26 protein-coding genes and 1 pseudogene are annotated in these 26533 nt (G+C 39.6%); 21 read left to right on the top strand and 6 right to left on the bottom strand.

Features of this window, described 5'->3' with window-relative positions:
• The first annotated feature begins 68 nt into the window (after positions 1-68).
• From INT03_RS14135 to INT03_RS14080, 12 genes are all read left to right on the top strand, one after another.
• On the top strand, positions 69-431 hold the full coding sequence (locus INT03_RS14135; protein ID WP_193009431.1) for an integrase core domain-containing protein: 363 nt from the start codon (positions 69-71) through the stop codon (positions 429-431).
• A 53-nt stretch (positions 432-484) separates the two neighbouring features.
• Positions 485-1021, top strand: coding sequence for a hypothetical protein (locus tag INT03_RS14130; RefSeq protein WP_193009430.1), 537 nt, complete (start codon positions 485-487; stop codon positions 1019-1021).
• A gap of 482 nt (positions 1022-1503) precedes the next feature.
• Complete coding sequence (locus tag INT03_RS14125; protein ID WP_193009429.1) at positions 1504-2427, top strand: hypothetical protein; 924 nt, start codon at positions 1504-1506, stop codon at positions 2425-2427.
• A gap of 50 nt (positions 2428-2477) precedes the next feature.
• The gene (locus tag INT03_RS14120) at positions 2478-3035 is read left to right on the top strand and encodes a hypothetical protein (RefSeq protein WP_193009428.1); all 558 of its coding nucleotides are present in this window, start codon (positions 2478-2480) and stop codon (positions 3033-3035) included.
• Positions 3036-3091: 56 nt separating this feature from the next.
• Positions 3092-4294: a DUF6708 domain-containing protein gene (locus tag INT03_RS14115; protein ID WP_193009427.1), complete on the top strand. Its 1203-nt coding sequence runs from the start codon at positions 3092-3094 to the stop codon at positions 4292-4294.
• A 376-nt stretch (positions 4295-4670) separates the two neighbouring features.
• Complete coding sequence (locus tag INT03_RS14110) at positions 4671-5420, top strand: hypothetical protein (RefSeq protein ID WP_193009426.1); 750 nt, start codon at positions 4671-4673, stop codon at positions 5418-5420.
• A 34-nt stretch (positions 5421-5454) separates the two neighbouring features.
• Positions 5455-6516, top strand: a complete 1062-nt coding sequence (locus INT03_RS14105) for a hypothetical protein (protein ID WP_193009425.1) — start codon at positions 5455-5457, stop codon at positions 6514-6516.
• A gap of 51 nt (positions 6517-6567) precedes the next feature.
• Positions 6568-8031 carry a hypothetical protein gene (locus INT03_RS14100; RefSeq protein WP_193009424.1) on the top strand — a complete coding sequence of 488 codons (1464 nt, stop codon included), beginning with the start codon at positions 6568-6570 and terminating at the stop codon, positions 8029-8031.
• Positions 8032-8052: 21 nt separating this feature from the next.
• Positions 8053-9117 (top strand): DUF6708 domain-containing protein, encoded by a 1065-nt coding sequence (locus tag INT03_RS14095; protein WP_193009423.1) that lies wholly within the window; start codon positions 8053-8055, stop codon positions 9115-9117.
• A 111-nt stretch (positions 9118-9228) separates the two neighbouring features.
• Positions 9229-9816 carry a hypothetical protein gene (locus INT03_RS14090; protein WP_193009422.1) on the top strand — a complete coding sequence of 196 codons (588 nt, stop codon included), beginning with the start codon at positions 9229-9231 and terminating at the stop codon, positions 9814-9816.
• A gap of 39 nt (positions 9817-9855) precedes the next feature.
• The gene (locus tag INT03_RS14085) at positions 9856-10914 is read left to right on the top strand and encodes a hypothetical protein (protein WP_193009421.1); all 1059 of its coding nucleotides are present in this window, start codon (positions 9856-9858) and stop codon (positions 10912-10914) included.
• A 51-nt stretch (positions 10915-10965) separates the two neighbouring features.
• Positions 10966-12249: a hypothetical protein gene (locus INT03_RS14080; protein WP_193009420.1), complete on the top strand. Its 1284-nt coding sequence runs from the start codon at positions 10966-10968 to the stop codon at positions 12247-12249.
• Between the two features lie 365 nt (positions 12250-12614).
• Here INT03_RS14080 and INT03_RS14075 read toward each other — a convergent pair whose 3' ends face one another.
• The gene (locus tag INT03_RS14075) at positions 12615-14234 is read right to left on the bottom strand and encodes a hypothetical protein (RefSeq protein ID WP_193009419.1); all 1620 of its coding nucleotides are present in this window, start codon (positions 14232-14234) and stop codon (positions 12615-12617) included.
• Between the two features lie 397 nt (positions 14235-14631).
• On the opposite strand from INT03_RS14075, the gene INT03_RS14070 reads away from it, so the two are divergent.
• The 6 genes from INT03_RS14070 to INT03_RS14045 all read left to right on the top strand — a co-directional run bounded on the left by INT03_RS14070 (position 14632) and on the right by INT03_RS14045 (position 19639).
• Positions 14632-15546, top strand: a complete 915-nt coding sequence (locus INT03_RS14070; RefSeq protein ID WP_193009418.1) for an inovirus-type Gp2 protein — start codon at positions 14632-14634, stop codon at positions 15544-15546.
• A 134-nt stretch (positions 15547-15680) separates the two neighbouring features.
• Positions 15681-15971 (top strand): hypothetical protein, encoded by a 291-nt coding sequence (locus INT03_RS14065; RefSeq protein WP_193009417.1) that lies wholly within the window; start codon positions 15681-15683, stop codon positions 15969-15971.
• Between the two features lie 50 nt (positions 15972-16021).
• Positions 16022-17014, top strand: coding sequence for a DUF932 domain-containing protein (locus INT03_RS14060; RefSeq protein WP_193009416.1), 993 nt, complete (start codon positions 16022-16024; stop codon positions 17012-17014).
• 98 nt (positions 17015-17112) lie between these two features.
• On the top strand, positions 17113-18180 hold the full coding sequence (locus INT03_RS14055; protein ID WP_193009415.1) for a YqaJ viral recombinase family protein: 1068 nt from the start codon (positions 17113-17115) through the stop codon (positions 18178-18180).
• 128 nt (positions 18181-18308) lie between these two features.
• Positions 18309-19220, top strand: a complete 912-nt coding sequence (locus INT03_RS14050) for a hydrolase or metal-binding protein (protein ID WP_193009414.1) — start codon at positions 18309-18311, stop codon at positions 19218-19220.
• 167 nt (positions 19221-19387) lie between these two features.
• Complete coding sequence (locus tag INT03_RS14045) at positions 19388-19639, top strand: helix-turn-helix transcriptional regulator (RefSeq protein ID WP_193009413.1); 252 nt, start codon at positions 19388-19390, stop codon at positions 19637-19639.
• Between the two features lie 36 nt (positions 19640-19675).
• Here INT03_RS14045 and INT03_RS14040 read toward each other — a convergent pair whose 3' ends face one another.
• The 4 genes from INT03_RS14040 to INT03_RS14025 form a co-directional block, all read right to left on the bottom strand.
• Positions 19676-20197: a hypothetical protein gene (locus INT03_RS14040; RefSeq protein ID WP_193009412.1), complete on the bottom strand. Its 522-nt coding sequence runs from the start codon at positions 20195-20197 to the stop codon at positions 19676-19678.
• 11 nt (positions 20198-20208) lie between these two features.
• Positions 20209-21411, bottom strand: a complete 1203-nt coding sequence (locus tag INT03_RS14035) for an AAA family ATPase (RefSeq protein WP_193009411.1) — start codon at positions 21409-21411, stop codon at positions 20209-20211.
• Positions 21412-22149: 738 nt separating this feature from the next.
• On the bottom strand, positions 22150-22647 hold the full coding sequence (locus tag INT03_RS14030; RefSeq protein WP_226951699.1) for a Holliday junction resolvase-like protein: 498 nt from the start codon (positions 22645-22647) through the stop codon (positions 22150-22152).
• Positions 22648-22721: 74 nt separating this feature from the next.
• Positions 22722-23618, bottom strand: a complete 897-nt coding sequence (locus INT03_RS14025; protein WP_193009409.1) for a competence protein CoiA family protein — start codon at positions 23616-23618, stop codon at positions 22722-22724.
• 111 nt (positions 23619-23729) lie between these two features.
• Here INT03_RS14025 and INT03_RS14020 point away from each other — a divergent pair, with 111 nt between their 5' ends.
• Both INT03_RS14020 and INT03_RS14015 read left to right on the top strand, forming a co-directional pair.
• A complete protein-coding gene (locus INT03_RS14020; RefSeq protein ID WP_193009408.1) occupies positions 23730-24812 on the top strand; it encodes a hypothetical protein in 1083 nt (360 codons plus the stop codon).
• Positions 24813-24824: 12 nt separating this feature from the next.
• A complete protein-coding gene (locus INT03_RS14015; protein WP_193009407.1) occupies positions 24825-25532 on the top strand; it encodes a tetratricopeptide repeat protein in 708 nt (235 codons plus the stop codon).
• Positions 25533-25535: 3 nt separating this feature from the next.
• Here the strand turns inward: INT03_RS14015 and INT03_RS15145 are convergent.
• Positions 25536-25724: pseudogene (locus tag INT03_RS15145) on the bottom strand (IS3 family transposase); the annotation flags it as partial.
• Positions 25725-25923: 199 nt separating this feature from the next.
• On the opposite strand from INT03_RS15145, the gene INT03_RS14005 reads away from it, so the two are divergent.
• Positions 25924-26523 (top strand): DUF1819 family protein, encoded by a 600-nt coding sequence (locus INT03_RS14005; RefSeq protein ID WP_193009406.1) that lies wholly within the window; start codon positions 25924-25926, stop codon positions 26521-26523.
• Positions 26524-26533: the final 10 nt, after the last annotated feature.

Here is a 26533-nt window from a genome sequence, read left to right as displayed (position 1 = left end):
AATATTTAACGATTCAAAGCACTCAATCAGATTCCCCTGATAGCGTATTGACCGCTAAAGCACTACAAATGGCGTATCAGACGCGCTTAAAGCCAAGTGGCGTGTTGTTTCACTCTGATCAAGGCACTCATTACACCAGTAAGATATTCGCTGAATCCGTGGTCAGTTGTAATGGCATGACGCAAAGTATGAGCCGTCGCGGAAATTGTTGGGACAATGCCCCAACAGAACGATTCTTTAGAAGCTTTAAGACAGAATGGATGCCAAAGGGCGGTTATGAGGATATTACTGAAGCTAAGATCGCCATCAGTAATTATATTTGGGGCTATTATCAAACCGTGAGACCGCATACTTTCAATAATTATTTAACACCAGCTGAAAAAGAGAAACGCTATTTTAATAAAAACCTCTTATCAGCTGTCCTAAATTAGTTGACCACTACAATCTTTCTCTTGGTACTACAGGCAATGAAGGGATTGCTGTATTGGGGACAGGTGAAAGATATGGTAGTAGTTTTCCTAGCCTATGGAGCGTTTCACAAACTAGTAACTATAAGTGGGTTGTTCAATACGGAGATCCGCCTAGCAACGCATACACGTGTATCGGAGGATTGTACCCTCTAATTGTTAACAACTTAAAATATGGCGAAAACAATCAATACAGTCGTCAACTTGTTAATTCTGTTCCGGGAGGTGAGCCATTAGCACGTCATAAGCAGTTCCTTACGCAAAGAAGTTCTGCTAGATTTGCAGCATTAAATATCGCAAAAAATAAAGGTAAGGCAGGATTTGGAATACTGTTGGACGGTAGTGTTGTAGTGATTGTTGAACAGGATGATGCAGCTAAATTAACATATTATGAGTTTCGAGACTTGTTTGTAGAACGTAACTGTATTCATGCAATGGGATGTGAGGGTAGTGACTCGGTTTTTTTATACTATGACAACACTTGGGAAGTAAGCGCTAGTTTCATAAAAAATAATACTCAAACCTCTGGACTAGGATTTAGAATTGATGGATAGCTATAAAAAAAATAAGCTTAAAATTGTGTTTTTTATTATATTACTTTCTATGTGTATCGTATTGAATATTACCTATGTTTCAGTTTTCTTATTAGAATCTAAATATAGTTTTATTTGGTTATGGGCTTCTAAGTCGTCAGCAAAAGTTTATCAGTTATATTATATAGCTTTTATATTTAACTGTTTAATTTGTATCATTTCTTTGTCAATTCCAGTTCTTCTATCTAAAATCTTAAAAAAAATTATTTTAAGGCTTTTTTGGTTTCTTATCATACCGATTTTAATTTTAATTATAAGAGCATTTGTAGGATTTATAGTTTTTGATCTAGAACTATATCCATTTGAACCATCAAGTTATGTAGAGCAAACTGATATATCGTCTGAATATTATAGCAAGATGTATTGTAATTATTGGAGTTTCGGTGTAGATAGTAGTTATTCAAATCCAGAGTTATGCGGTAGGCCGAATTAAAAATATAAAAATGAACAACTACATCATAAGACCCCAAGAAATCTATCTACTAGAACGCTACAGCTCACCCGTCTACTTTAAAGAGATGCGTGATGCCTTTGCAACTATGTTAGAAGCTGCTGAATACGCGTTAGAGCTATTTGTCAACGATTTACCCTTTGATTACCGTACGCGCCCCTTAAACCAACAACCTGATATCGTTTGGGGTGAGCGGGTATTACCGAATTTACGTGATACTTTAGATAGTCTCAATGTTGGCTATCAAGAGCTGTTAAAAGGGGATCTAGCGGCAATAAGATATGGCGGTAATGTTAAGAGCGACTTCCGCGCTATTAACGTGGATTATGATATCGATTGGATGCCTGAGCAGCAACAACTTGATTATGAAAAATGGCGGAGAGAGGCAAGCACGCGCGCTTTTAACTTAGAAATAACCAGTTATTTTGGCTGGAAAATTGGTAGTTTAATTGAACGATATACTGCCGAATCAAGAGGACCCCTTAACCCACCCGAATCGTGGCCTATTTATCGTCTCAATCCTCAATATAGCGTTGAGTTAGATGAAGTTGTCCCTGTTGCAGGTATTTATGTACCTAGTAGAGCAGATGCCAGTGCTCAAGTGTTATTGGATGGCATGTTAGCAAATGAAGCTTACGTCGGTTATGATCCTGAAACCATGCAAGCTGTCGGTGATGCACCAGTCACTTGGATGCTCGTTGAGCGTATCGCGGATAGTGGTGGCGGTAGCCATAATGTCGCACCAAAACGCTTACGCTGCGAGTCAGGTAAACCCTGTCCACAGACGGGTCACTGGTGGTCACCATCCAGTCAGGATGTTAAACACTTTAAAGCAGGTGACATCATGCCAAAGATGAAGCGGCTTGAATGGCAAACCATTTGGTATTTTAACGAGACCAATCAGTTGGATGATTAAGATAGATAACCTATGCCTTATCAGTTACTAATAACAAATGAACTTTACATATGGTAAATCATTCAATTCCAAAGACCTTATTTAAAATGTGGTTGTGTGTGTCCCTACTATTTACGATAGGAGTTAGTCAGTCGCAACTTGCTATGGCAGCTGACACTTCTTATGCTGATAATACGTCCAAGACCGCAGAAGAGTTGAGATTAGAGTATCTCGAAGCGCTTGAAGAAGAGCAGAACAAGCTATATTTTGAAAACTTTGCAACCAATCCTGATGATATTCCGATCAGTGAGTATGAAGGAGGGACAGATCGATACTTTGGCGATTTAATATTAGAAGGTGATGAGCTTATATTAAAAGTTTCAGGTGGTAAGCTACTTATTATTACTAGAAACGAGCGTCAAGAGCAGCTCAGGCAGCAGTTAATGAAGTTTGTATCAGAGCATAGCGATGTGTCAGTCAAAGTTGGTATACAAGGTCTGATAAATATCAACAATGATCCAACGACAGAGGACTTGAATGAATTGGTTCTTGTGAATTACAACGGCTTAGAAGCCAATGCCACTCATAATATTTTTAAGATGCTTAGCACAATTAATGATCAGGAATGAGGTTTGTACTTGATAAGAGTCTGCTCAAACTGCCACGACATTAAGGACAACTAAAAATGAGTGCATATCTTGTAGACATGGAAGGGCGGTTTCGACTGACAAAGAAACCGCCATTTTTGACCCCAGGTTATCAAGCGGTAGGGCAGAAGCTTGCAGACGTTAAAGGCATCCATGAGACAGTGCCTTTGGATAAATATAAAAACTATGATGTGCCATTGCACCCTCAACAAACGGTGGTACAGTTTAACTCGACTTATCTTGAGACTACAGGGCGCAATGAAAGACGACGTGGTGATGCGGTAGGATGGGGATTATGTTTAGGGTTTGTGGGGCTATCTGTGAGTAATGGTATCCTCTATCTGATTGTAAAATCCACAACAGATTTTGATATTGTATCTCTCAGTATTGGTCTTATTCTCGCTTTTTCTATGACCTTATTCTTTGTTCCATTAATCAATGTGCTCTCAACCGAGTTATTTACCACACGGCATTCTCCTATCCGCTTCAACCGTAAAACCCGTAAGGTCTACGTTCGTCAGTATAATCGCAAAGTAGAAGTATATAACTGGGATGACTTAACCTTTTTTATTGCTTATATCAATGAAGATAAAGACATCAGAGCGGTGACATTTGATAAAGACGGCGAAACCATTACCGGTATGTTTGCACTTGCCTTTCAAGATGAAGTTTTTGATAAAAGTTTAATCAGTTATTTTGAGTTTATCCGTCGTTATATGGAAGGCGATGACCAGCAACTAAAAGAAGTCAAAGAAGCAATACGTTACATCTACCCTATACATGAAAAGCGTGAAACCCCACTGATGTCATTTAAGCGTTTGATACTCAATGAGGTGCATCATGATCATGAGAACATGGAGTATCCAGAACGGACTTTTGAGTTTCATCCTGTGACCTTAGTGGTTCTACCTTTATTAGCACTGCGCTATGTAGGGCGTGTAATCTCCATGCTGACCAGCTACCGCCATCAGTTTAGCAAAGCTATTGAAGCGGAATGTCAGATTGATCCCAATGACCCTTATGATTTAAACAAACATTTACCAGAGGGCAACCTTGAACAGAATAACCAGCCTATTTGGAAGACCATTGTTTACAGTGTAGGTATTATTATTGCTACTATTATCATGCTGTTTATCGGTGCATTTATTATAGACATGATAGGCGCGGCAAGACCACATGGTGACTATCCGAGCATGGTCGATAAACTCTGGTATGTGATTGGTTTGGGGTGGTTGTCTTAATAAATCATTGGCTACCTTTTTATTACTGTATGTGATTGCTTAGATAAAAGTAATTAGGGATAATAACATGCAACTACGCGACGACTTCGCTAAACATATTAGTGAACTTAATGAACCGCTTGAACGTCCATACACTCAGCCTATAGGAAATACGCTACTTAACGATCATAAAAGTGATATCGGTTATCTTAATAGAGAAATTCATAATATAAATCCAGACTACCTTACCTTTTTCCCCGCCTACTTTTGGTATTTTTATTTTGCTATTGGATGGGTTTATTTTTCTGTTTTTTTTTTCGTAATTAGTTTAATCGCAGACATATCTTATTTTTATTTAGACGATTGGTCTATTTTAAATGTGTTTATTACACTCTTCATGTTTATACCATCATGTACACCTTTAATATTGCTCCTCTATCAATTCATTATCAAGAAACCGTTTCGCACCCAATATTACTTCTTAAAACAGCAGCAAAAGATAGCCTACTACTACCGTCCGCTATGGAAAATCAGACAGCCCTACGAGCTAAAAATAGTAGACTACAAAGACATCCATCCAGACCTGCATCAAGACAAAGGCAATCGGGCATATACACCGCTTAATTTATACGTTGCCGACGCCGAGACCGGAGATATCACCCATCATCTAAAATTGGAAGACTATAACGTGAATCCAAGAGTGCAATGGGCCTTTATCCGCACCTACATGGAAAGTCCAAGTGAAGCGCTACCGATAGATTCAAAGCTATGTCAGGCTTATCCTACTGATACCAGCAAATCATTATTTGCTTGTAGCGACATTATCTATCGAAGAGAGGGTTCTATAAACACGAAACATAGTGGGGAAACCGTTATGGGCATGCTAGCTATAGGTTCAGTATATGCTTTAGGTAACTTGTTTCATGGCAGTCATTATCAATGTGTCAAAAGGGCGATTCTACATCCTGATGTAAAGAAGCTACTGACATGGGATGGTAAAGACAATCCTTATCCGATACAGCCAATCACTACTGAAGCACAGAGGGCATTTCAAGGTAAGAATTGGCAAGTCAATTTTAGATGGATAGTAGCGATATTAATTAACATAAGTTTGTTTTCGTGGGCAGTGGTGGCTTATAATAGTTAGTTAACATTGCTCGCTAATCACATATCGTTTAACTATGATCTTACCCATTCCTCCCATACCTCCTGTCGGTAAAATACTCAGTCGCCCCTATGAGGGCGGTATTCCTAATTTTAAAGAAAAAAATGCCAGTATTAAGAGATTAAGTTCGCTTATTCATGAGTTAAACCCAGACTATCTACTGTTTCATCCAGTGATTAATTCTATTCAAAATTTATGGCTTTTAGCCTCCTATGGGGCGGCATGGTTGTTTGGACAAAGTCTATTTATATTGTTGTTTGTGTCGTTTAAATACTTAATAATTGAAGAATTCGAACTGATAGTCTTATTTCCAATTGGCATGATTATTCTGTTTTTAATATTAATTGGCTTTGCTCCTTTATTAACATTTAAGCAGCTTGTCGTTAAAAAATCTCGATATAATAAAGTCTTATTGCTAAAGCAGACTCAACAAATTGCTTATTACGAACACAATCGCAAGCAAGCATCTATCTTTCACCTAATCAATTACAAAGATATCACTGCCTCAGTGAGACGTAATGAAGGCTTAGTTTATGAAGTTCTTAATTTGCACGTTATCGATGAGTCAACAAGAGAACCAAGCTTATCTATTAACTTTGAAGACATGCGACTCAACCCCTACGATCAATGGGCATTCATTCGCACTTATATGGAGCGTCCCGCAGAGGAACTACCGCTTGATCCAAGATATGCCCATGCCTGTCCAACTGATATGAGTCAATCATTATTTGCCTGCGCTGATATTGCTCAAGCTTCCAAAGATTATTATCTTAAAAATCCCACGCATGAGTTTCGTCTTGGTGATTGGGCTAGATGCTGCATAATCAGCTATTTAGATCTAGCCGAAGGCAATATCTATCAATCAAGCGCCAATCCTGCCCTGCATCCGGAAGTTCAGCGTCGGCTCATGTGGGATGGGCAAAACAATCCGTATAACATTCTGCCTGTCACCGCAGAGCGCCAAGCAGCTTTTGCAAACCAAAATCAAGCCGTTAAGCGGAAATGGTATTCAGGAATGGCTATTAATGCGACTTGGTTTATTGGCTCTATATTGTATGTGATGCTGGTGATTGCTTAGATGAAAACTGATTAGCCAACGTCGATTAGACAGTACGAGAATCAATAAAAAATGAATAACTACATCATACGACCGCAAGAGATTTACCTACTAGAGCGCTACAGTTCACCCGCTTACTTTAAAGAGATGCGCGATGCCTTTGCGAATATGTTAGAAGCTGCTGAATACGCATTAGAACTGTTTGTCAACGATTTACCCTTTGATTACCGTACGCGTCCCATCAATAGACAACTTGATATTGTCTGGGGCGAACGGGTATTACCGAATTTACGTGATACTTTAGATAGTCTTAATATTGGCTATCAAGAGCTGTTAAATGGCGACTTAGCAGCTAAAGGCATTGAATGGCACAATAGTGCCCAAAAAATAGCGAATGGAAGTATGGGTGTCGTGTCTGTTTTTATCGCATATTTTCAGTTCCATGCAGTGATTGCTAGTGTGCCAGCCCTTGCCAGATTGAAATATGCAGGTGACCCACTACGGCTAACGCAAGAGCAGTTGGGAACAGTCAGCTCAGGGCTTGCACTGGTGACTGCTAGTATGGATGTGACCGCTTCAGGAGCTAGCGTACTAGGCAAGACCAGCTTTGCAAACAAGCTGGTCTACCGAGCAGGATGGATAGGAGTTGTTGGCGCGACGTTTGAGGTAGGCAGTTTAGCGATTTATGGCTATCGTAAGTTTAATGATGGTAATAGAGTTTCAACTGGTTTAACGGGGCTTGCTGCTTTCTCGATAAGTGCTTCAGCTTATGCTGGATTAAACCTAGGGTTGCTAGCGATAGCCTCGCCAACTGCGCTGCCCGCACTACCACTATTAGCAATCATGTTTGTTGGCATGACGCTAAGTTATGTCTTTCAGCGCTTGGCTTACAAGTATGATGATAAAAAAAATACATTAATGGAGTATTGGCTAGATAACAGCGTGTTTGGTCATAAAGCCATGAAGACAAAAGACTATTATCTGATAAATCCGTTTCAGTCAAAGTTGCCTTTCAATAGTTTGGAGCAAGATGTTAGCGGTTTTATCACGGCTTGCACCTTATTCTTAGCCAATAATCGTTTGCAGACCTTTCAAGGTAGAATGCCTGTAGAGCACACGATTAACTCAAACAGTGAGATCAGGCTACCGCCAGTCTTGGGCAGTGTAAGCGAGCATCTGACCTTATTTGAAAGTAATGTTCATATTGGCAATTGGGACAAAGCAAGTCAACTGACTATAGAAGTAGTCGCTTATAAAGGCGGTAGCGAACAAAGCCTATATAAAGCGACATTCTATAACTCCGCCACTGGCAAACCCTCTGCTAGTAATATCACATCACTGGCTATTGAGAAACTGCTACCTATAGTGACAAAAGGGGAGGCAGACGATCAGTTTGTTATTAGAACGCAGTTATTAAAGTTTGAACCGCAGAATATCAATAACGCAAAAGTGATTGTGACCTATACGCCCGATACCAGTCGCAATCCGCCATACCCTCTAAAAGACGTAAGCTATTTGGATAATAATAGCTACTAAAGAAAGGTTGCAAAAAAAATAATGATTTACAATCCTCCTAACAATACCCATCCCATCGAAAAGCTACTAAGTAAACCTTGGGAAGGGAGCATACCTGCGTATCGAGAAAAAAAAGCCAGCGTAGAGAAGCTGAGCCGTGATATGCATGAGGTAAACCCAGACTACCTACTGTTTCACCCCATTATTAACTCATATCAATTGGTTGGTTTTTTAATGACCTATTGCTTTAGTTGGTTATTTGGGCAAATATTATTTATTTCAGTTGTTATTTTTTATGATATTTTATTTAATAAGAGTATGGATTTTTTATTTTTTTTGGGAATGATTATGCAAGTACTTCTCATTCTAACATTCGGATTATTACCGTATATAGCATATAGACAGTTTAAAAATAAAAAATCCTACTATAATAAAATTGTATTGTTAAAGCAGACCCAGCAAGTTGCCTATTATGAGCATAATCGTAAGCAAGCGCCTGTTTTTCATTTAATTAATTATAAAGATATTGTCGCCTCAGTCAGACGTAACAACGGCGTCGTTTTTGAAGCCTTGAACCTGCATGTGATTGATCCTAAAACCAACCAAGCCATTCAAAATATCAACCTTGAAGACATGCAACTCAGCCCTTATGACCAGTGGACGTTTATCCGTACCTATATGGAACGTCCCGCAGACGAGCTACCGCTTGATCCACGATATGCCCACGCGTGTCCAACAGATATCAGCACATCGCTACTCGCCTGTGCCGATATTGCTCAAGAGAAGAAAAACAAAGGCTTAACAGGACTACGCCATGAAGTCACTATCATGGGCTGGCTACGCGCCTGTACAGTTAGCTTTTTAGACCTTGCCGAAGGCAACATCTATCAATCCAGTGCCAATCCTGCACTACATCCGGAAGTTCAGCGACGGCTTATGTGGGATGGTCAAAACAACCCATATAACATCTTGCCTGTCACAGCAGAGCGCCAAGCAGCTTTTGCAAACCAAAATCAAGCCGTTAAGCGGAAATGGTATTCAGGAATTGCGATCAATGCGATATGGTTTATTGGGTCGATATTGTATGTGATGCTGGTGATTGCTTAGGATGATTGACTAATAATCTATAGCTTTCAGCGTTTAGCTTATAAGTATGATAATAAACGAAACGTATTAATAGAGTATTGGCTAGACAACAGCGTGTTTGGTCATAAAGCTATGCGAGGACAAGACTACTACCTGATAAACCCGTTTCAGACACAGCCCGCTTTTAACAGTTTAGCAGATGACATTAGTGGCTTTATCACTGCGAGCACCTTATTCTTAGCCAATAATCGTTTGCAAACCTTTCAAGGTAGAATGCCTGTAGAGCATAAAGTTGACTCAACCAGTGAAATAAGGCTACCGCCAGTATTCGGCAGTGTGCGAGAGCATCTGACCTTATTTGAAAGTCAGGTTCACATTGGCAATTGGGACAAAGCAAGCCAGTTGACGATAGAAGTCGTCGCTGACAAAAATGGCAGAGCACAAAACCTATATAAAGCGACATTCTATAACTCTACCAGCGATGAACCCGTTGCTAGTAATATTACGTCATTAGCCATTGAGAAATTAATACCGATAGTGACAAAAAAAGTGACTGAAAAAGAGTCGGAATCTCAATTTACCATTGATACACAGTTACTAAAGTTTGAACCCCATAATATTAGCAAGGCAAAAGTGATCGTTACTTATACGCCTGATAGTAGCCGCAATCCGTCATACCCCTTAAAAAACGTAAGCTATCTAGATAATAATAAATATTAAAAAATCTGATGAAACAATACATTTGAGTTGAATGCTACTATGATCTTACCTGTTCCTCCTATACCTCCTGTCGGTAAAATACTCAGTCGCCCTTATGAAGGAGAGATTGGTAATTTCCAAGAAAAAAAAGCCAGTATTGATAGAATAAGTACACTTATTCATGAGGTGAATCCAGACTATCTGCTATTTCATCCTATTATTAACTCTATTCAAAACTTAGTTTTATTGGCATCTTATGCCTCACTATGGTTGCTTGGACAGTTTTTTTTCTTAATTTACGCTATGTTCAATTCAGTAATAAAGGAAGGAGTATTAATCTACTATCTTTATGCGATTATATGTCTAATATTTATCCTCATTAGTTTTTTCACTGCTCCTTTTCTAACTTTAAAACAACTTAAAACTAAAAAATCTCGATACCACAAAATCTTACTACTAAAAAATACCCAGCAGATTGCTTACTACGAGCATAACCGTAAGCAAGCCCCTATCTTTCATCTGATTAATTATAAATACATCACAGCCTCCGTAAGACGCAATGAAGGTTTGGTGTATGAAGTACTGAATCTGCATGTCATCGATGAGTCAACAAGAGAACCAAGCTTATCTATTAACTTTGAAGACATGCAACTAAACCCTTACGACCAGTGGGCGTTTATTCGCACCTATATGGAACGTCCCGCTGAAGAGCTACCGCTTGATCCCCGATATGCTCATGCTTGTCCGACAGACATCAGTACCTTACTCTTTGCCTGTGCTGATATTGCTCAAGAGAAGAAAAACAAAGGCTTAACAGGACTACGCCACGAGGTGACTTTTATGGGTTGGTTGCGCGCTTGTACGGTTAGCTACTTAGATTTAGCCGAGGGTAATATATACCAGTCGAGCGCTAATCCTGCTCTACATCCGGAAGTGCAACGTCGGCTCATGTGGGATGGGCAAAACAACCCATATAATATTCTGCCTGTCACCGCAGAGCGCCAAGCAGCTTTTGCAAACCAAAATCAAGCCGTTAAGCGGAAATGGTATTCAGGAATGGCTATTAATGCGACTTGGTTTATTGGCTCTATATTGTATGTGATGCTGGTGATTGCTTAGATGAAAACTGATTAGCCAACGTCGATTAGACAGTACGAGAATCAATAAAAAATGAATAACTACATCATAAGACCGCAAGAGATTTACTTATTAGAGCGCTATAGCTCACCTGCTTACTTTAAAGAGATGCGCGATGCCTTTGCGAATATGTTAGAAGCTGCTGAATACGCATTAGAACTGTTCGTCAATGATTTGCCCTTTGATTACCGAACGCGTCCTATTAACAGACAACCTGATATCGTCTGGGGCGAGCGGGTATTGCCAAACCTGCGTGATACTCTAGACAGCTTAAATGTTGGCTATCAAGAGCTGTTAAATGGCGATTTAATAGCAATAAGATATGGTGGTAATGTTGAGAGTGATTTTCGCGCTATCAGTATGGATTATGATACCGACTGGATGCCAGAGCAGCAACAGCTGAATTATGAGAAATGGGAAAGAGAGGCAAGCTTATGCGCTTTTAACATGGGAATAACCAGTTATTTTGGTTGGTGTTTATACGACTTAATAGAAAATTATAGCATTGAATCAAGAGGAGCGCTCAATGCGCCTGAATCATGGCCTATCTATAGTCTCAACCAACAATATAGCGTTAAGGTAGATGAAGTCGTCCCTGTCGCTGGCATTTATGTACCAAATCGAGCAGATGCCAGTGCTCAAGTGCTATTGGATGGCATGTTAGCAAATGAAGCTAATGTCGGTTATGACCCTGATACGACACACGCTGTCGGTAGAGCTCCTGTTACTTGGATGCTCGTTGAGCGTATCGCGGATAGTGGTGGTGGCAGTAGTGTAGTACTGGAATCTTCACGTTGTGAGGCAAATCAGCCTTGTCCGCAGACAGGATATTGGTGGTCACCTGCCAGTCAGGAGTTGCAACATTTTCAAGCAGAAGACATCATGCCAGACATGACTAAAGGAAGGTGGGAAACCATTTGGTATTTTAACGCAACCAACCCGATGACTATTCAACCTACCACGAGTTATATAAAAAGGAAAAGAGCCAGGCGACACAATGGAAATGCGTATTTAAATAGCTCTGTTAAACATGCCTTTTTCACTATGATCATCGTAGATATATCGATTCTGCTGTTTGTTGAACAAACTCGCGGTCCTTTAATCTATGAGCAATTATTAAAGGCTATCTTTATGCAGGCACTGTGTTTATTTATGCTCACGGATTCCAAATTAATGCTTGCGCTGGCTAGTGTCACCAATAGGCCGTTAAGTACTATGAAAGTGGCTGCTTTTTTTATCATGTTAGGATCGTTCTATCTATTTTTTATTACGACACAAGGTTTGCCTTTTCAGAATGGGATAATAGGATGTGGCTAACTATTGATTATATACAATTGATATAGCTTATTACCCTAAACGTGAGAAGGACGTTTAACAGTAAAGCTAGCAGTTGATTACTAGCAAATTGTCTAAATAGTGGAAAAAAATTAGTTTAATAAGAGAAAATGCACAATAAGAAAAAGGCTTCCAATTGCTTGGAAGCCTTTTAATATAATGGTACCCGGATCCGGAACGATAGTATGATATTAAGTATTTGATATATAAGGATAAATATTTAGAAAAATAATCCGGTACACTTGTGAGTATACTTAAGGTTAGTTTTTCAGTTTTATAGTAATTTCGTAACAGAGATCTGATAGCTCTACTATCAGTACTGAGCTACTAACTACTAGTTGGTTTGTTTATGTTCTTCCAACTTTTTGCCTTATAACCCTAGCGTTTATCAAAAAAGGATCGTTATCATATATTTTATCATCAATGTTGTGAAGATTCTCAACTGAAGCTGAAATATCTTCAGTGGCATGTGAGCTAGTCACAGGCTGTACAGTTTCAATTGTAGAGATGTCTATAGGTGTACCAATGTTTTTGCTTGGAGTGATAGCAATAATGAGTTCATCTGTTAATTTGCCAGTAGCACTATTATCAGCGTCTTCTAAGTTTTTACATCGATTATCGAAATCCTTTGGTTTAGCATTTTTAACTTGCTCGTCATTCTTAATGCATTCATCAATATCAGCATATTCAACACACTTGCGGTTTTCACTTTCAATGCCTGCTATTGGTTCTAGTATATTAGTGCCAGGAACATCCTCTGTAATCTCCTCGCTATCACTATGTACCAATATAGTCTCAGAGCTAGCCTGTTTAGCCTTCAGGCTTTGCTGCGTTTCAAATGAGTCATCGTAGCGTTTTCCATAGTTACCCGCTATATAGGCAGCGGCAGCGCTAGTAGTTTTAGATACTTCTAAGAAAGAGGCTTGATCATAGCTTTCTACGATATCATTAAGCATTTGTACTTGTGTTCTACCTTGTTTCTTAGCAATTAGCTTTAGAGCTTTTTTATTTTTACCAGTAAGCTCCAAGCCTTTTTCTTTTATCTTTTTATCACGAATACGACTCGCCTTCGAGCTACAAACATCCTTCATTTTTTTTACAAATATGCTTCTGCTATATATTTTGTACTCTTTTCCCGTAATATCTTCACTATCAAAACGGGAGTTGTCAAACGTCCAATAATCCAGTGAGGCTAGTATATGATCACGCCTACTATCTGTGTCCGATTCTTCTATCATAATTTTGTCGGCATAGATTAAAGCTTGATTAAGACTAGGCACTAATAGAGCTAACTTAGGATAGCTACCGGGCTTCTTGTTTAATTCATTTACGTATATATTATTTAGATCGTGAGCTTTTTGCATGTATATATACAAATGATTAACTTGAATGTCGTTACAACTATCCAGCCATTTCGTTTCACTTAATTTGATTCTACTGCGATTATAAGCTTGTTGTAGAAATTCTAAAGATTGTCTTTTTCGCAGCACTAAAGAGTCGTTATAAGCATCAAAATTCGAATCAATTATGCCTCCTATCAACTGTAAATTTGTATTGAAAATTAGGTTATGGGCAAAAATAGCAATGTCTGATTTTGTTCTTATATAGTCGTTTAAGATACCATGTTTTCTCAAAACCATATTAATCCACAAGGTTGTTCTATCATCTTCATAAAACCATTTGACGTAAGACAGAGGTATGCTTTGGTCAGCACTCACCTGTAAAATTCCATCCAAAAACTTCGGGCTACAATTTTTCCTTTTCAGAATATTAATTAGCTTAGATTTGACGTGAGTATCGTCTTTTAGAATATCTTGTAGGGAGAGTTCGCCTAAAGATCTTAACTCAAATAAGCACCAATAAGCGCTATATGCACTAAGATAATTCACCTTCTTTTCAATGTATCTTGCATTCCGTTCAGTCAAATTCAAAGGACTGGTTTCAAATCGAAATTCATCTTTGCTCATTACTCTATCCCAAAAAAAACGTTATCATCAAATTTCAGACCATCAAATTACTGTCATTAAAACGTCATTAAAACGTCATTAGTAATTATGTATTTTACCGTAGAATATACCTTTAAGGGTGCCAATCATACTAAAATTATTATGACATCTAGAATCCTAACTCCATCCTAACCATAAGCCTATAAACCATAGCGAATTGCTATCGCTTATTACGTCATTCTGCAATGCTAGTTGAAAAATAGCTGCACTACAGCAGCTTATCCTTAGTGGGTTCTATATATTATTGAATACACTAGGTGCTTTATTGTAGTGCTGAGAGCTGACCTCTCAGCACTGCACATTATAAAAATACGGACTGATCTGACCCTATGAACATTAACTCAATAGGATCAAAATCATGCCGTATTCAAACTTCAACCAACCTCAAGTTGTCGCTAACGTCCATAGTCTGGTTACAGATATATTGGCAAACGCTATTAGCTTTAACGAGACCATAAATAAACTGAAATGGTTGTATTGCCCGTTCATTACACACTTAAATACTGAGCTATTTTATTCACAGCCAGTTTTCGCATTTATTTATAGCACCAACGCTATTGTTGGAAATGACTATCCAGAAAACGTGATTTGGGATCATGATAAAACCCAGCGACTTATCACTACATTGTCCTACTATAAAAGTGATATTGAGAATGAACGTCATGCGTTCATTTATCAAGAATCTCAAAACAAAAGAAAATTGGAGCTCTATGTTAATAATCTGATTAACCATTATTCAAGACTGCTATTTATTCGTATTGATTTAAAATACGCACAGAAGACGAGCAATCATGTATCTATCGAGAACTTTGATGATCACATGAGTAAACTACGGGATCTTATCGGTAATAAGAAAACTTGTTTTAAGCATTTGCAGGGTAATGCTTGGGCTATTGAGCAAGGGGGAATCAACGGTGGATTACACTGTCATTTACTGCTTATGTATGATGGCTCAGAGCGACAAAGTGACTGGCACGTTGCTAAAGATGTCGGCGAGAAATGGAAGACTATAACTGGTGGTTTAGGTGAATATTATAGCTACCACGATCCAGAGATTAAGCAGAAGTACCAACAATACGGTAAGTTAGGTATCGGCATGATTCATCGTGATAACCCTCAGGAAGTCGAAAACGCTATAGCTTCAGCTTTATACTTAACGAAGCCAAGTAAAGATGAGCAGCAACTTAAACTGTGGCTACCAAACATGCGCACCTTTGGTCATGGTATTTATAGAACCTCTAAACGTCGCGGACTACCGCCCATAGTAAAATAAATTCAGATATATAGTATTCCTATGCGATCAGTCAGGAAGCATCGCTCTCCTGACTGTTTAACCCCAATCCATCCTAATTAAAGGTCTGCTTAATTGCAGGCCTTTTTTTATGCGCTTAACTTATGGAGTTCTCTATGAGACCGATCTGCCCACACTGTCATTCAGCCAACGTCACAAGCACTACCGATACTGACAGTCCTTTCAATATCTTCGAACAACTGTGCTCACAATCTGCCCTATCAGGGCTTGGTGTGAGTATCTGTAGGTACTACAAAATTAATTCCGCTATTGGTGTGGTAGTAGGTACTGCACTGGCTTCTGCGATCAGCTTGGCTAAAGATAAGCTACAGCAGCCGCCTTTGATCACTCTAGCAGCAAGACCTAGTTATTTATGCAATACCTGCTCAAGAACTTTCAGCATTTAACCTATCTATATAACCAATACCCATAATCAAATCTAAAAGGAAAAATCATAATGGCACATTTAATCGAATCAATGGCATACGTTGGCGAAACCCCTTGGCATGGTTTAGGTAATGAGCTGGCTCCCAAGCAGCCTATCGAGGTTTGGGCGAAGCAAGCAGGGCTTGATTGGCGTATCGAATCCTCAGATGTCAGTTACATGGCGAACAACGACAAAGGGCATAACCTGATCTTGCCGTTTGCTGAGCAGAAGGTATTGTACCGTAGCGATAACTTTGAGCCGTTATCGGTGGTCAGTCAACGATATCAGGAAGTACAGCCTCGTGAGATTTTAGAATTCTATCGTGATCTTACGGAACAGTCTGACTTTGAGCTTGAGACTGCTGGGGTATTGAAGGGAGGTCGAAAGCTATGGGCCTTGGCCCGTACAGGCCAGTCAGCAACGCTTAAGGGGAAAGATGTTAGTAATGGATATCTGTTACTGGCAACGGCTTGTGACGGCACTCTGGCGACCACAGCACAGTTCACATCGATACGTGTGGTCTGCAATAACACCTTGGCAATCAGCTTAGCGGATGGTTCAGGAGGCGTCATTAAAGTACCACACAGTACCTCATTTGATGCCGATAAGGTCAAGCAGCAATTGGGCGTCTCAGTGAAGCAGTGGGATGAACACAGCTATGAGATGAAGCAATTGTCTGAGCGCCGTGTTACCCAAGCAGAAGCAGCCAATTATCTTAGCCGTGTATTTAATGATCAGGACAACAACATTATCTTGTTTAACAGTGCTAAGAAAGAGAAAGACGCCGTACCCAATGCTAAAGCCATGAACAAGGTCATGCAGATGTTTAACGGTCAAGGACGCGGAGCAGATCTTGACGCCGCTCGTGATACGGCTTATGGCTTGCTATGCAGTATCACTGAATATGTTGATCATGAAAGACGTGCTATGAATACCGATAACCGTCTCAACTCAGCATGGTTCGGTGCTGGCGCTAAGCTCAAACAAAAGGGTTTAGAGGAATCGCTGCTCATGCTGGCTTAATTAACTGTATTAAACTTAACCAATTAAACCACGTCTTAAGGCGTGGTTTTTTTATGCTGTTTATTTAACCGCTAATAAATCTAACGAAGGAGTTCATCATGAACACAATCGCATTGAACCATATCGCTCAGCTAAGACAAACCAAGCGTGCAACCGTTAAGGTGAAAGCGCCCATAGCCACCACTCAATCAACCACCGCAAAACGTCTGGTCAACACCAAAAACTTAAGCCATGAGAAATGGCTTGAGGTACGCAAGCAAGGCATTGGCAGCTCTGATGCCGCAGCAGCTTGTGGTATCCATCCGTATCTCTCTATGCTTGAGCTGTGGATGATTAAGACTGGTCGTCTGCATTCACACTTAGAGGATGACATTGATGGCTATTCGCCACTGTACTGGGGCAATACCTTGGAGCCAATGGTCGCTAAATATTATCAACAGCATACGGGCAATAAAGTTCGACGCGTCAATGCGATCTTGCAGCATCCTGATTCTGACAACCACTTTATGCTGGCAAACCTAGACTACGCAATCACGGGTAGCGATGAGGTGCAGATACTCGAGTGTAAAACCGCAGGGGAACATGGTGCCAAGTTGTGGAAGCATGGCGTACCGCTATATGTGACGTGCCAAGTGCAGCATCAGCTGGCGGTCACAGGTAAAACGTCGGCGCATATCTGCGTGTTAATCTGTGGACATGAAGCCAAGATATTTAAGGTTGAGCGTGATGAGAAGCTGATTGCAAGCATCATCGAGCATGAGCGGCTGTTCTGGCAGTACGTGGAAACAGACACGCCACCAACGCCTGATCATAGTGAGTCAGCAGCTCGTGCACTAAAGCTGCTGTATCCAACCCCTGAGCCGTCAAGCAAGGTTGATCTGCGTGAAGATGAGGGAGCTAACAAGTTATTTGAGCAACTGCTTAGCTACCGTGACTACATGCAGGAGTTAGAGCAGCGCCACGATCAAGTGAAGCATCAGCTGCAAAGCTTAATTCAAGATAATGAGATTGCAGTATTCGAGAAAGGTGCTATTTCTTGGAAACGCTCGAAAGACAGCATCAGTCTTGATAGCAAGGCGCTAACCAAAGCGCATCCTGAAATGCTTGATCAGTTTAATAAAATACGCCCGGGCAGTCGTCGCTTTGTGATTCTTAACGATAACTAAGCCAAGTCTCAGTCATCAATCATAATCAATAAATTACGACACTCAATTAAGCGCATAACAGCCCACCCGTCACAGGTGGGCTTTTTTATGGCTAAACAAAACCTATCAAAAACAGAAGGAATATCACCATGATTAAAGGTCTAACAATTACCCCGCCAGTTTTAGGTCGTATCAGCATCGGGCGTGTCATTCAAAAGGACGGCAAGCGCCTCCCTGCTAAAGACGATCAATTCACCATTACTAGCCAAGTACAAAATAAAGACGGCTGGATCAATCATCCACTAGACGAAAAGCTACGTGCAAATAACGAAGGCAAGCTCAGACAAATTCCCGTACGTATGCTGTTTAACGATCCTGAACTAAACCTACGTGCTGAGTACACCTTGTTTGATAGACAGACCGGACGCCCATTATGCGTGGGTGATGGTGAGCAATGTCAGCGTCGAACCAGTAAAGGCGTTGAAAGCCATCCTTGCCCGTCACCTGATCGCTGTCCACTGGCGCAAGGCGGTGCTTGTAAGCCGTATGGCAGGCTTTACGCCAATCTCTCTGAAGATGATGAGCTGGGTACGTTTATCTTTCGCACCACAGGCTTTAACAGTATTCGCACGCTTGCAGCACGCCTTAGCTACTTTGCAGCAGTATCCGGTAATAAGCTGTCTTGTCTGCCACTACAACTAACCCTACGCGGTAAAAGCACGACGCAAAGCTATCGCACGCCAATTTACTTTGTGGATTTAACGCTACGTGATGGTGTGACACTTAAGCAAGCGGTGCAGGATGCACAAGCGATAGATAAAGAGCTTAGTGAACACGGTTTTGATCAGGCAGCACTAGAGCAAGCTGCAAAACAAGGATATGTGAATTCATGCTTTGAGATTGATGGTGATGATCTAGCGGAAGTTGCTGAGGAATTTTATCCGATGGAAATAGACGCTGTTAGTAATAACCAAATAGGCAAGCCTAGGAGTGGTTTAGCCTCCCACAATGTGACTAGCATTGAGCAAGGTCTTCGGAAAAGTGTGACAGCAGTGAGCTGAAATAGTTAAGGTTCATAAGCGACATAAGAGAGAGCTGAATGACTCAGCTCTTTTTTTATTGCTTTAAATAAGGGAGGGGGTAGGACTGCATAGGACGCCGTAAATAAATATGGGACTCGGTAAGTATATGAGAGGAAACGCTCTCATTCACTTACAAGGAGCTAATGATGGAAAACTTAAATATAGCACAACCAGTTATTGAGCAATGCAACCATATTCCTCAGCTATTGAGTATCAAAGACGTTAGTAGCTATACTGGTCTTAGTCGTTCTACGATTTATGAAATGATCAATGAAAAATCTGATCGTTACGATCCAACGTTCCCCAAGAAGGTAAAGCTGACACAGGTAAGGATAGTGTGGGTAGCGAGCGAAATCGCTAATTGGATTAATGACAGAATTGAAGCAAGATCAGCTTAGTTAATAGATCGGCCGATTCACTCAAAAGTGAGTCGGCTATTTTTTTTGTTTAATGCCTAATAATGAGCGTAACATTACGACTGTGGCATGATTGGTCTCATCAAGCACTCGCTTAGCGAATAAGGGATCATAGCTTTTCGGTAACACTGGATTATCGGACAATTGTGGGTGTAACAGACTCTTACACTTTTGCGCGGTATGAGGAATATTCTGTTTCAGTACGCTAAGCAACATGCCTTCTAGGCATAGTGGTGTTGAGTATAAGATTGTGATACCTGAATCTTTAGCTGCTTTAATATCTTGTTGCTTAACCGGAACATCGCTATCCATCAAAATAAACTTCTGATCATAATCAACGTGACGACTCTTTTTAACCGTGTCTTTGATGATATCGTGCGGTGAGCCACCACTCGAAAAATCAAGAGTTACTTTACTGCCAGAGCGCCTTTCATGATAGATGTCTTTCATATGACTTAAAAACGCCTTGTCGTGTTCACCTTCACCCATTACGAGTAGGGTGGTTTTGTTGACTGACCTAGTAGGTTTGCGCTTTGCCATAATCTAGCCCCTTATAGATTTGGTATCGCGTCAAACGCGCCAGCCATGTACTTTGCATAAAGGTTATCGTCATTACGAATTCCTTCCATCTCATCAAGCCGCCAAGCTTCTGAAGCCTGCTCATATTTTTCGACCAAATAAATTTGATGTTTGTTCAATAAGTTAAACACCTCTGGGGTATGACAACTAAAAATAAGCTGAGCATTATGAGGATTATGATGCGATGAGCGAAACAAATCAAAAATGGCAGGTAACAGTAGGGGGTGTAAGTCATTATCAAGCTCATCAATAATAGCGACACCACCATTCTTAAGTACTGGCAGTATGAGCCCAAGCAAGCTATAGGCTGATTGTGTACCATTAGACTCTTCATAAATCATAAGCTCAAATGATTCATCACCCACTTTATGAACACCAAAAGGTAGCAGTACTTCTTGCTGTTTACCTTCGTTTACCATCATCACGCTTTTTATATTAATTTCATCTATGCCCGTATCGAACTGACAAAGTAGCTTTTCAGCAGTTTGTTTTAAACCATCATCCTTAGCAAACAATTCTGTCATTTCAGGTATAGATTGGCTAAGGCTACCAAGCCTACCCATTGAGACCACATTAGTTTTATAGTGATTGAACATATCAAAAATGGCTTCTGCCAATGGCTCATCGAGCAAATTGGCATAGCTGATAAGTGAGGCATTTTTTTTCACATCATCCGCTAAAGAAGGGATAACAAAGTGACGATGCTTATAGCTAAGCTCGTCACCGTCATGATGGCGTATAAATATATAGCTAAATTGGCTACTGGTCTTTTTGTATAATGCCTCTTTAACCACGCTATGCTGTGTTAACGTTAGCTCATAGCGATACTCATCATAAATGCCATCAGCATTTTTAAGTAAAAAACCAAATTCAAATTCAGAAAATTCATCATTGCTTAGCGCAAATTGGCTAAAAGAAATAGGTTGCTCTGAGTCAAGGCTGCTAGTAGATTCACACATAAACCAACGAAGAAAAGCAATGGCTTTTAATAGCTGCGTTTTACCGGAGCCATTCGCGCCAAGCACAGCGGTGACTTTATTTAATCGATACTGGTCTTGTGTGGTATCAACATAAAAATCATAGTCAGTCTTAGTAGGTTGCTTACCCAAAGAGAATGACACCTCAGTAGACTCTGAGTAAGAATAAAAATTATTAAAGCGAATATAAGTAATCATATTAAGTCACTTTTAACAAAATATTGTGGTTTCGTTGATAATATAGCATATTAATGCACATGTAGTATTGTTGAGTTTATGAAGGCACACGTAGTTATAGTACTTGTGTTAGCTCAATATAATCTTGAAGAGAGTTTTTGTAGGGTGTTTCAGATGTATTAACTTGTAGATAAGAATCTGACAAGTTAATAGTAGAATGCTCGGAGTTAGATAGAAATCCTTAGTATTAGGTCACTAAGCTGACTTTGAGATAGATAGCTGTTCACGTGCTTGTTTTTCCAACAACTCAACATGTATTTGATTTGATATAAGATCTAGCGCTGGTCGTTTAATTTTATTGAAGTATGATAGATTTTCAGCTTCTACCTTAGATAACTTTATACGATTGTTTGTACTATTTAAATAGCCCCTATATATATCATTGATGAAAACCCCCTTTATATGAAATTGAATTTGCTGGTAATGAATGTCATATACTTGCAACTGTCATGCTTCCATTAATAATGACGTTTTACTAAAAATGTATCGTGTTTTATTTAGGATTAATGCTGTTGCAAAAATAGTCTTTTCATTAAAAAAGACTATTAATGGAATTTCTATCATTGAATGTCTATATAAAACAAATACTTAAGTGTCTCTCTAGAGATTAATGAATGGTCTTTGTTTTTCCAGTAAATATGTTTTAAGAAAATTATAGAGACTGTATATATAAAGGTTGGAGTGAATAGAAAGACTGAACTACGCACTAACATTCACACGCATATCTTCCGTATCTTCACAGTGTTTTATCCTAAGCTCTTTAAAGCTCACCTGACCATTTTGGATAGCTTGCTTGATGATTTTCTGTCGTTGGTTTAGCCTAGCATTTCCTGTTTTAACTTCTGCAATAATGAGATGCACGTCCTCGATAGGCACATTGCCATCGGCGCATTCGTGCAAGTTTTGGAAGATGACGTAGTCAATCGGTTCACCCATGAATCTGCAATCTGAGGGGTTGTAAGGAAAGTCAGTAATAAAGGGCGTGAACTGCTCACCAATTTGACCCTTTAGTACATTGCGCTGCATATTGTTGGAACGCTTTTGAGCCACTTTAATGTCCTTTGCTAATTGTTGTTGAAAGCCTGCTTCTCTTTCAAGCATCTCGTTCTTAATTTGCGCAACATCCTGTTCACTCTGTAGCAAGGCCTTATTTTGCAATTGTATTCGCTGTATAGTCCATACAAGTAGAGCAATCATTAGTAGGATTATAATTAGTAGCATAGTAGTGAGTGTCATAGTTTTATTCTCCGTATTATCAAATAGAATCATGTTTAAGCAGTAGGGGTCATGTCCATTTCTTGCAGTCGCTGAAAGACAGTGTCTGAAAACGGCTTGAAGTAATTCCATGACTTATATTTTTGATTGTACTGACCACCCCCTTCGTTACGCCATTGCTTTAGTATCTCAACAACATCATGGTTATAGGTCACACACTTAATAGACACCATGCCTGAATTAAAGACCCTGACATCTACCCAAGCATGGTTGATGGTAAAGCGATAGATCGTATAGCCTTTATCAAAGCTTTCGTTGCTATTCTCATCAGTACTGCTCTGGCAATTATAAAGAGGCTCAGGTAATGGTGTAGGGGCTACTGGTATTGATAATAAGTTAGGTGATGGGAATATCCACTGCTTATTAGTGACGCAGTCTAAAATATGATCCTTTGCTTCCTCACTTGGCAACTCAATACCTTGCGTAATGATTTCTCTCAAATCGATCTCAACGGTCTTAATACCTAATTGCTTAATAAAATCCGCTTTATCGGTATCGATGAAAGAAGTCACAGCAACTTCAATAAACATCATTTCCCCGTCAACCGTTGCGACTATATCAGGCCGAATACAGCCAACAGCTTGTTCCTCAATCAGCTGATCAAACTCCCAAGTTTTATCCTCGCTATTTTCGTCATCAGGTAGTGATGGCAGTGTTAAATACCTCTGTTCCATAATGACTTGCTTGGCAAACTTGTGTAGGATACTTTCAGGGTGGATAGTGCAACTTTCCTTATTGTTGAGATGCGCAAAATGATGCTCATTTTTCTCACCTTTACGAGCCACTACAGGCTCACCACATTCAAAGCAAAAACACATACAAGCCAGCCCTCGCTCGACTTGCTTAACATTGACGATTTGCTTTTGCTCATTAACAGCGATTGACATTGACATAGTTACCATCCTCTTGTTAGTTGGTTAGGAGTGAGGTAATTATGAGAAGAATTCTGCCTCTGGAACAGACTGCTATAGGGGATATAATAGGGTTTTAATCGGTATTTATCTATGAAAAACATACACTTAGTTGTTTTTGAAGAGCTCAAAAAACAATTGCTTAATTTTCCAAGAAATACTTTTTATGATCATTGTCTAAGAATAATAGTTGACGCACAGCTCAACAAACTAAAATATTCAGATGAAGAGTTTGAGCCTGAGAAGCTATCGAGGCAAGTTATTTACGCCAAAGCTAGAGGCGTAAATGAAAATACTGTAAGCAGTGAAATCGCTAAAAATAAGATAAAAACGGATAGATTAAATGTAGAGTTAATAAGGTTTATTGAGTCACAACCAGACTGTGAACAGGCGTTTAATGCTATAGGTTATTTACCAGAAGTTATTTCATCTGTATCAGAGGGTGGTGCCAAAAACAGAACCCTCGTATGGATGAGCATCAAAGCTATTGAAAATGAGGAAGTGTGTGAGAAAGAGCAGATAGCTAAATCTGCTGTTTTTGATTCTGATGAAAATATTGAGAACGACGAAGATTTAAGTAGTATTACTTATGAGCGCAAAGCGGCTTCTGAGATTAAGCCATCTTTATTCACTCGGCTTTTCTTCAAAAAGGGTGAGCTAAAGATCTTAAGCTTTCGAGGCGTTTTGCTAATGATCTTGCTGATGCTAAGTTTTTTGGTAGATATCTTTATTGCTATATTTTCGTTACTCGTCATTTTATTACTAAGCGATTTGCCAAATTTTAAGCTTTGGCAAGCCATACTTTTTGTGGCATTTATTCCTCTGGCTTATCTTAACTGGCGATATTTCTTTGTGCCGTTATATAGACTACCTTATTATCGTGTTATTAAAGCGCCTATGTTCTTTGCAAATATTAATGTCGTTAATGCGGATATTGAGATGTATTGGGATAAAGATAGGCTGAATGTAGCGAGAGTCACAGAGTTTACTGCAACTTGTCCAATTTGCTCAGGATTGATAGAGCTGGCTAATGGCAAGCCGGATCAAAAGCAACCGCTAGTAGGGCGCTGTAGGGAAGCGCCTCATGCGCATGTCTATAGCTTTGATAGGATGACGATGAAGGGGTATTTTTCAGGTGTTCCAAGATATTTGACAGACCAGATGTTGGATAATTGAAAAGGAAAAAGTATGAATCTACAAACAGTAAGACAGATGTTTCTTTACAGGTTAATAATTTTTGGATTGTCAGTAGGGCTTGCAGCACCTGTTATTGCAGCAGACTTTAATACGACGAGTTTACTAGCTAATCAAGGGAATGCGTCAGCTCAATTTAACCTTGGTGTGATGTACGACGAAGGGAATGGTGTTGCCCAAGACACTGCTAAAGCATTTGAGTGGTATCAGAAGGCAGCAGAACAGGGCAATGCATCGGCTCAATTTAATATTGGATGGATGTACGAGCATGCTGACGGCGTTAGTCAAGATTCTGTTAAAGCAGTTGAGTGGTACAGGAAAGCCGCTAATCAAGGGTATGGTGATGCGCAGTATAATCTTGGATGGATGTACCATAACGGTCGAGGCGTTAGACAAGATTATAATCAGGCGATGAATTGGTATTTAAAAGCTGCCTATCAAGGAGATGCCGGAGCTCAAAATAATATTGGCGATATGTACGAAAAAGGTACTGGCTTTAGTAAAGATGATGTAAAAGCAGCTAAATGGTATTTGAAGGCGGCCAATCAAGGATATGCTTTAGCTCAAAACAGTCTGGGCTTAATGTACTTTGAGGGCAGAGGTGTTCTTCAAGATAAAAAGCAGTCAAGAGATTGGTATAGTAAAGCTTGTGATAATGGCGATAAGCCTAGTTGTGATGAATACGTTTTATTAAACAGATAACAGAAGAATCGCCATAAGCGGACCATATTGTTCCGTGCCGATAAGCCTGCCTTGATTATGACAGTTGGATAACGTTTACATGGCTGTGCCTAGCTGTTTTGCAGTCGCTGAAATATTACCGTTATTGTCCGCTATATTCTTAACGACTTCTGCTTTAAATTCTGTGCCATAAGTTCTAGTTTTCTTAATCATGGTAAGCTCTTTATTGAGTTTTTAGGTTACCTCTACAGTTTCTTCAGCATATCTCAGTTATACACATAATGTTTAAGCAATATACAGAACCATGTACAATACTGGCCTGCGTTACCTTATAGCAATAAACAATAAGCATTATCCAAAACGATCAACCTCTATATGCAGGTTAAGCGTTTTTTAAGCAGGTTAAAAATAGATGAATAGCCAAAAATACAACATGTCATTTACAGCTGGTGCGCTACTTCAGACAGAGTCAGTAACGATAGCCAAGTTATATCTTGAAGTAGGCGACTGGGATTTAGTGAAAGACAAAGTGATTGCTGAGAATTTACTTCAATCTAGAGCATTAAGTACACTTAAACGCTTAAGCCATGAAATTATAGCTCGCTTGAGTACACTTAATATTGAAGAGCTTACGTTACTTACAGAGTCTGAGTACCAAGATCAAGCCTATATGCTGTGGATTGCGATTTGTCGTTATTATCAGTTTATCGCTGATTTTGCTACTGAAGTGCTACGAGAGCGCTTTATCACTTTCAAACCAGATCTTCAACACTCAGATTTTGATACGTTTCTGAATAGAAAGTGTGATTGGCATAGTGAGCTTGATAGTTTAAGTGTCAGTACCAGGAAAAAGCTTAGACAGGTATTATTTAAAATGCTTCGTGATGCCAATTTCTTAGACAGCAAAAATAATATTCAAGCCACTATGTTGAGCTCAAGACTAATAGAAACGATAAAGCGTAATGGTAGTAGAGATATCAAATACTTCACGATTTCTGAAAATGCAATATAAGGAAGTGCTG

The organism is Psychrobacter sp. PG1 (assembly GCF_014897815.1).
Lineage (GTDB): Bacteria > Pseudomonadota > Gammaproteobacteria > Pseudomonadales > Moraxellaceae > Psychrobacter.
This window is presented reverse-complemented; position numbering and strand designations above follow the sequence as displayed.

Bases quoted from the DNA above. Each gene is read 5' to 3' on its own strand.
- INT03_RS14135 (WP_193009431.1), top strand. From the start codon at position 69: ATGGCGTATCAGACGCGCTTAAAGCCAAGTGGCGTGTTGTTTCACTCT.
- INT03_RS14125 (WP_193009429.1), top strand. From the start codon at position 1,504: ATGAACAACTACATCATAAGACCCCAAGAAATCTATCTACTAGAACGC.
- INT03_RS14120 (WP_193009428.1), top strand. From the start codon at position 2,478: ATGGTAAATCATTCAATTCCAAAGACCTTATTTAAAATGTGGTTGTGT.
- INT03_RS14115 (WP_193009427.1), top strand. From the start codon at position 3,092: ATGAGTGCATATCTTGTAGACATGGAAGGGCGGTTTCGACTGACAAAG.
- INT03_RS14110 (WP_193009426.1), top strand. From the start codon at position 4,671: ATGTTTATACCATCATGTACACCTTTAATATTGCTCCTCTATCAATTC.
- INT03_RS14105 (WP_193009425.1), top strand. From the start codon at position 5,455: ATGATCTTACCCATTCCTCCCATACCTCCTGTCGGTAAAATACTCAGT.
- INT03_RS14100 (WP_193009424.1), top strand. From the start codon at position 6,568: ATGAATAACTACATCATACGACCGCAAGAGATTTACCTACTAGAGCGC.
- INT03_RS14095 (WP_193009423.1), top strand. From the start codon at position 8,053: ATGATTTACAATCCTCCTAACAATACCCATCCCATCGAAAAGCTACTA.
- INT03_RS14090 (WP_193009422.1), top strand. From the start codon at position 9,229: ATGCGAGGACAAGACTACTACCTGATAAACCCGTTTCAGACACAGCCC.
- INT03_RS14085 (WP_193009421.1), top strand. From the start codon at position 9,856: ATGATCTTACCTGTTCCTCCTATACCTCCTGTCGGTAAAATACTCAGT.
- INT03_RS14080 (WP_193009420.1), top strand. From the start codon at position 10,966: ATGAATAACTACATCATAAGACCGCAAGAGATTTACTTATTAGAGCGC.
- INT03_RS14075 (WP_193009419.1), bottom strand. From the start codon at position 14,234: ATGAGCAAAGATGAATTTCGATTTGAAACCAGTCCTTTGAATTTGACT.
- INT03_RS14070 (WP_193009418.1), top strand. From the start codon at position 14,632: ATGCCGTATTCAAACTTCAACCAACCTCAAGTTGTCGCTAACGTCCAT.
- INT03_RS14065 (WP_193009417.1), top strand. From the start codon at position 15,681: ATGAGACCGATCTGCCCACACTGTCATTCAGCCAACGTCACAAGCACT.
- INT03_RS14060 (WP_193009416.1), top strand. From the start codon at position 16,022: ATGGCACATTTAATCGAATCAATGGCATACGTTGGCGAAACCCCTTGG.
- INT03_RS14055 (WP_193009415.1), top strand. From the start codon at position 17,113: ATGAACACAATCGCATTGAACCATATCGCTCAGCTAAGACAAACCAAG.
- INT03_RS14050 (WP_193009414.1), top strand. From the start codon at position 18,309: ATGATTAAAGGTCTAACAATTACCCCGCCAGTTTTAGGTCGTATCAGC.
- INT03_RS14045 (WP_193009413.1), top strand. From the start codon at position 19,388: ATGGAAAACTTAAATATAGCACAACCAGTTATTGAGCAATGCAACCAT.
- INT03_RS14040 (WP_193009412.1), bottom strand. From the start codon at position 20,197: ATGGCAAAGCGCAAACCTACTAGGTCAGTCAACAAAACCACCCTACTC.
- INT03_RS14035 (WP_193009411.1), bottom strand. From the start codon at position 21,411: ATGATTACTTATATTCGCTTTAATAATTTTTATTCTTACTCAGAGTCT.
- INT03_RS14030 (WP_226951699.1), bottom strand. From the start codon at position 22,647: ATGATTGCTCTACTTGTATGGACTATACAGCGAATACAATTGCAAAAT.
- INT03_RS14025 (WP_193009409.1), bottom strand. From the start codon at position 23,618: ATGTCAATGTCAATCGCTGTTAATGAGCAAAAGCAAATCGTCAATGTT.
- INT03_RS14020 (WP_193009408.1), top strand. From the start codon at position 23,730: ATGAAAAACATACACTTAGTTGTTTTTGAAGAGCTCAAAAAACAATTG.
- INT03_RS14015 (WP_193009407.1), top strand. From the start codon at position 24,825: ATGAATCTACAAACAGTAAGACAGATGTTTCTTTACAGGTTAATAATT.
- INT03_RS14005 (WP_193009406.1), top strand. From the start codon at position 25,924: ATGAATAGCCAAAAATACAACATGTCATTTACAGCTGGTGCGCTACTT.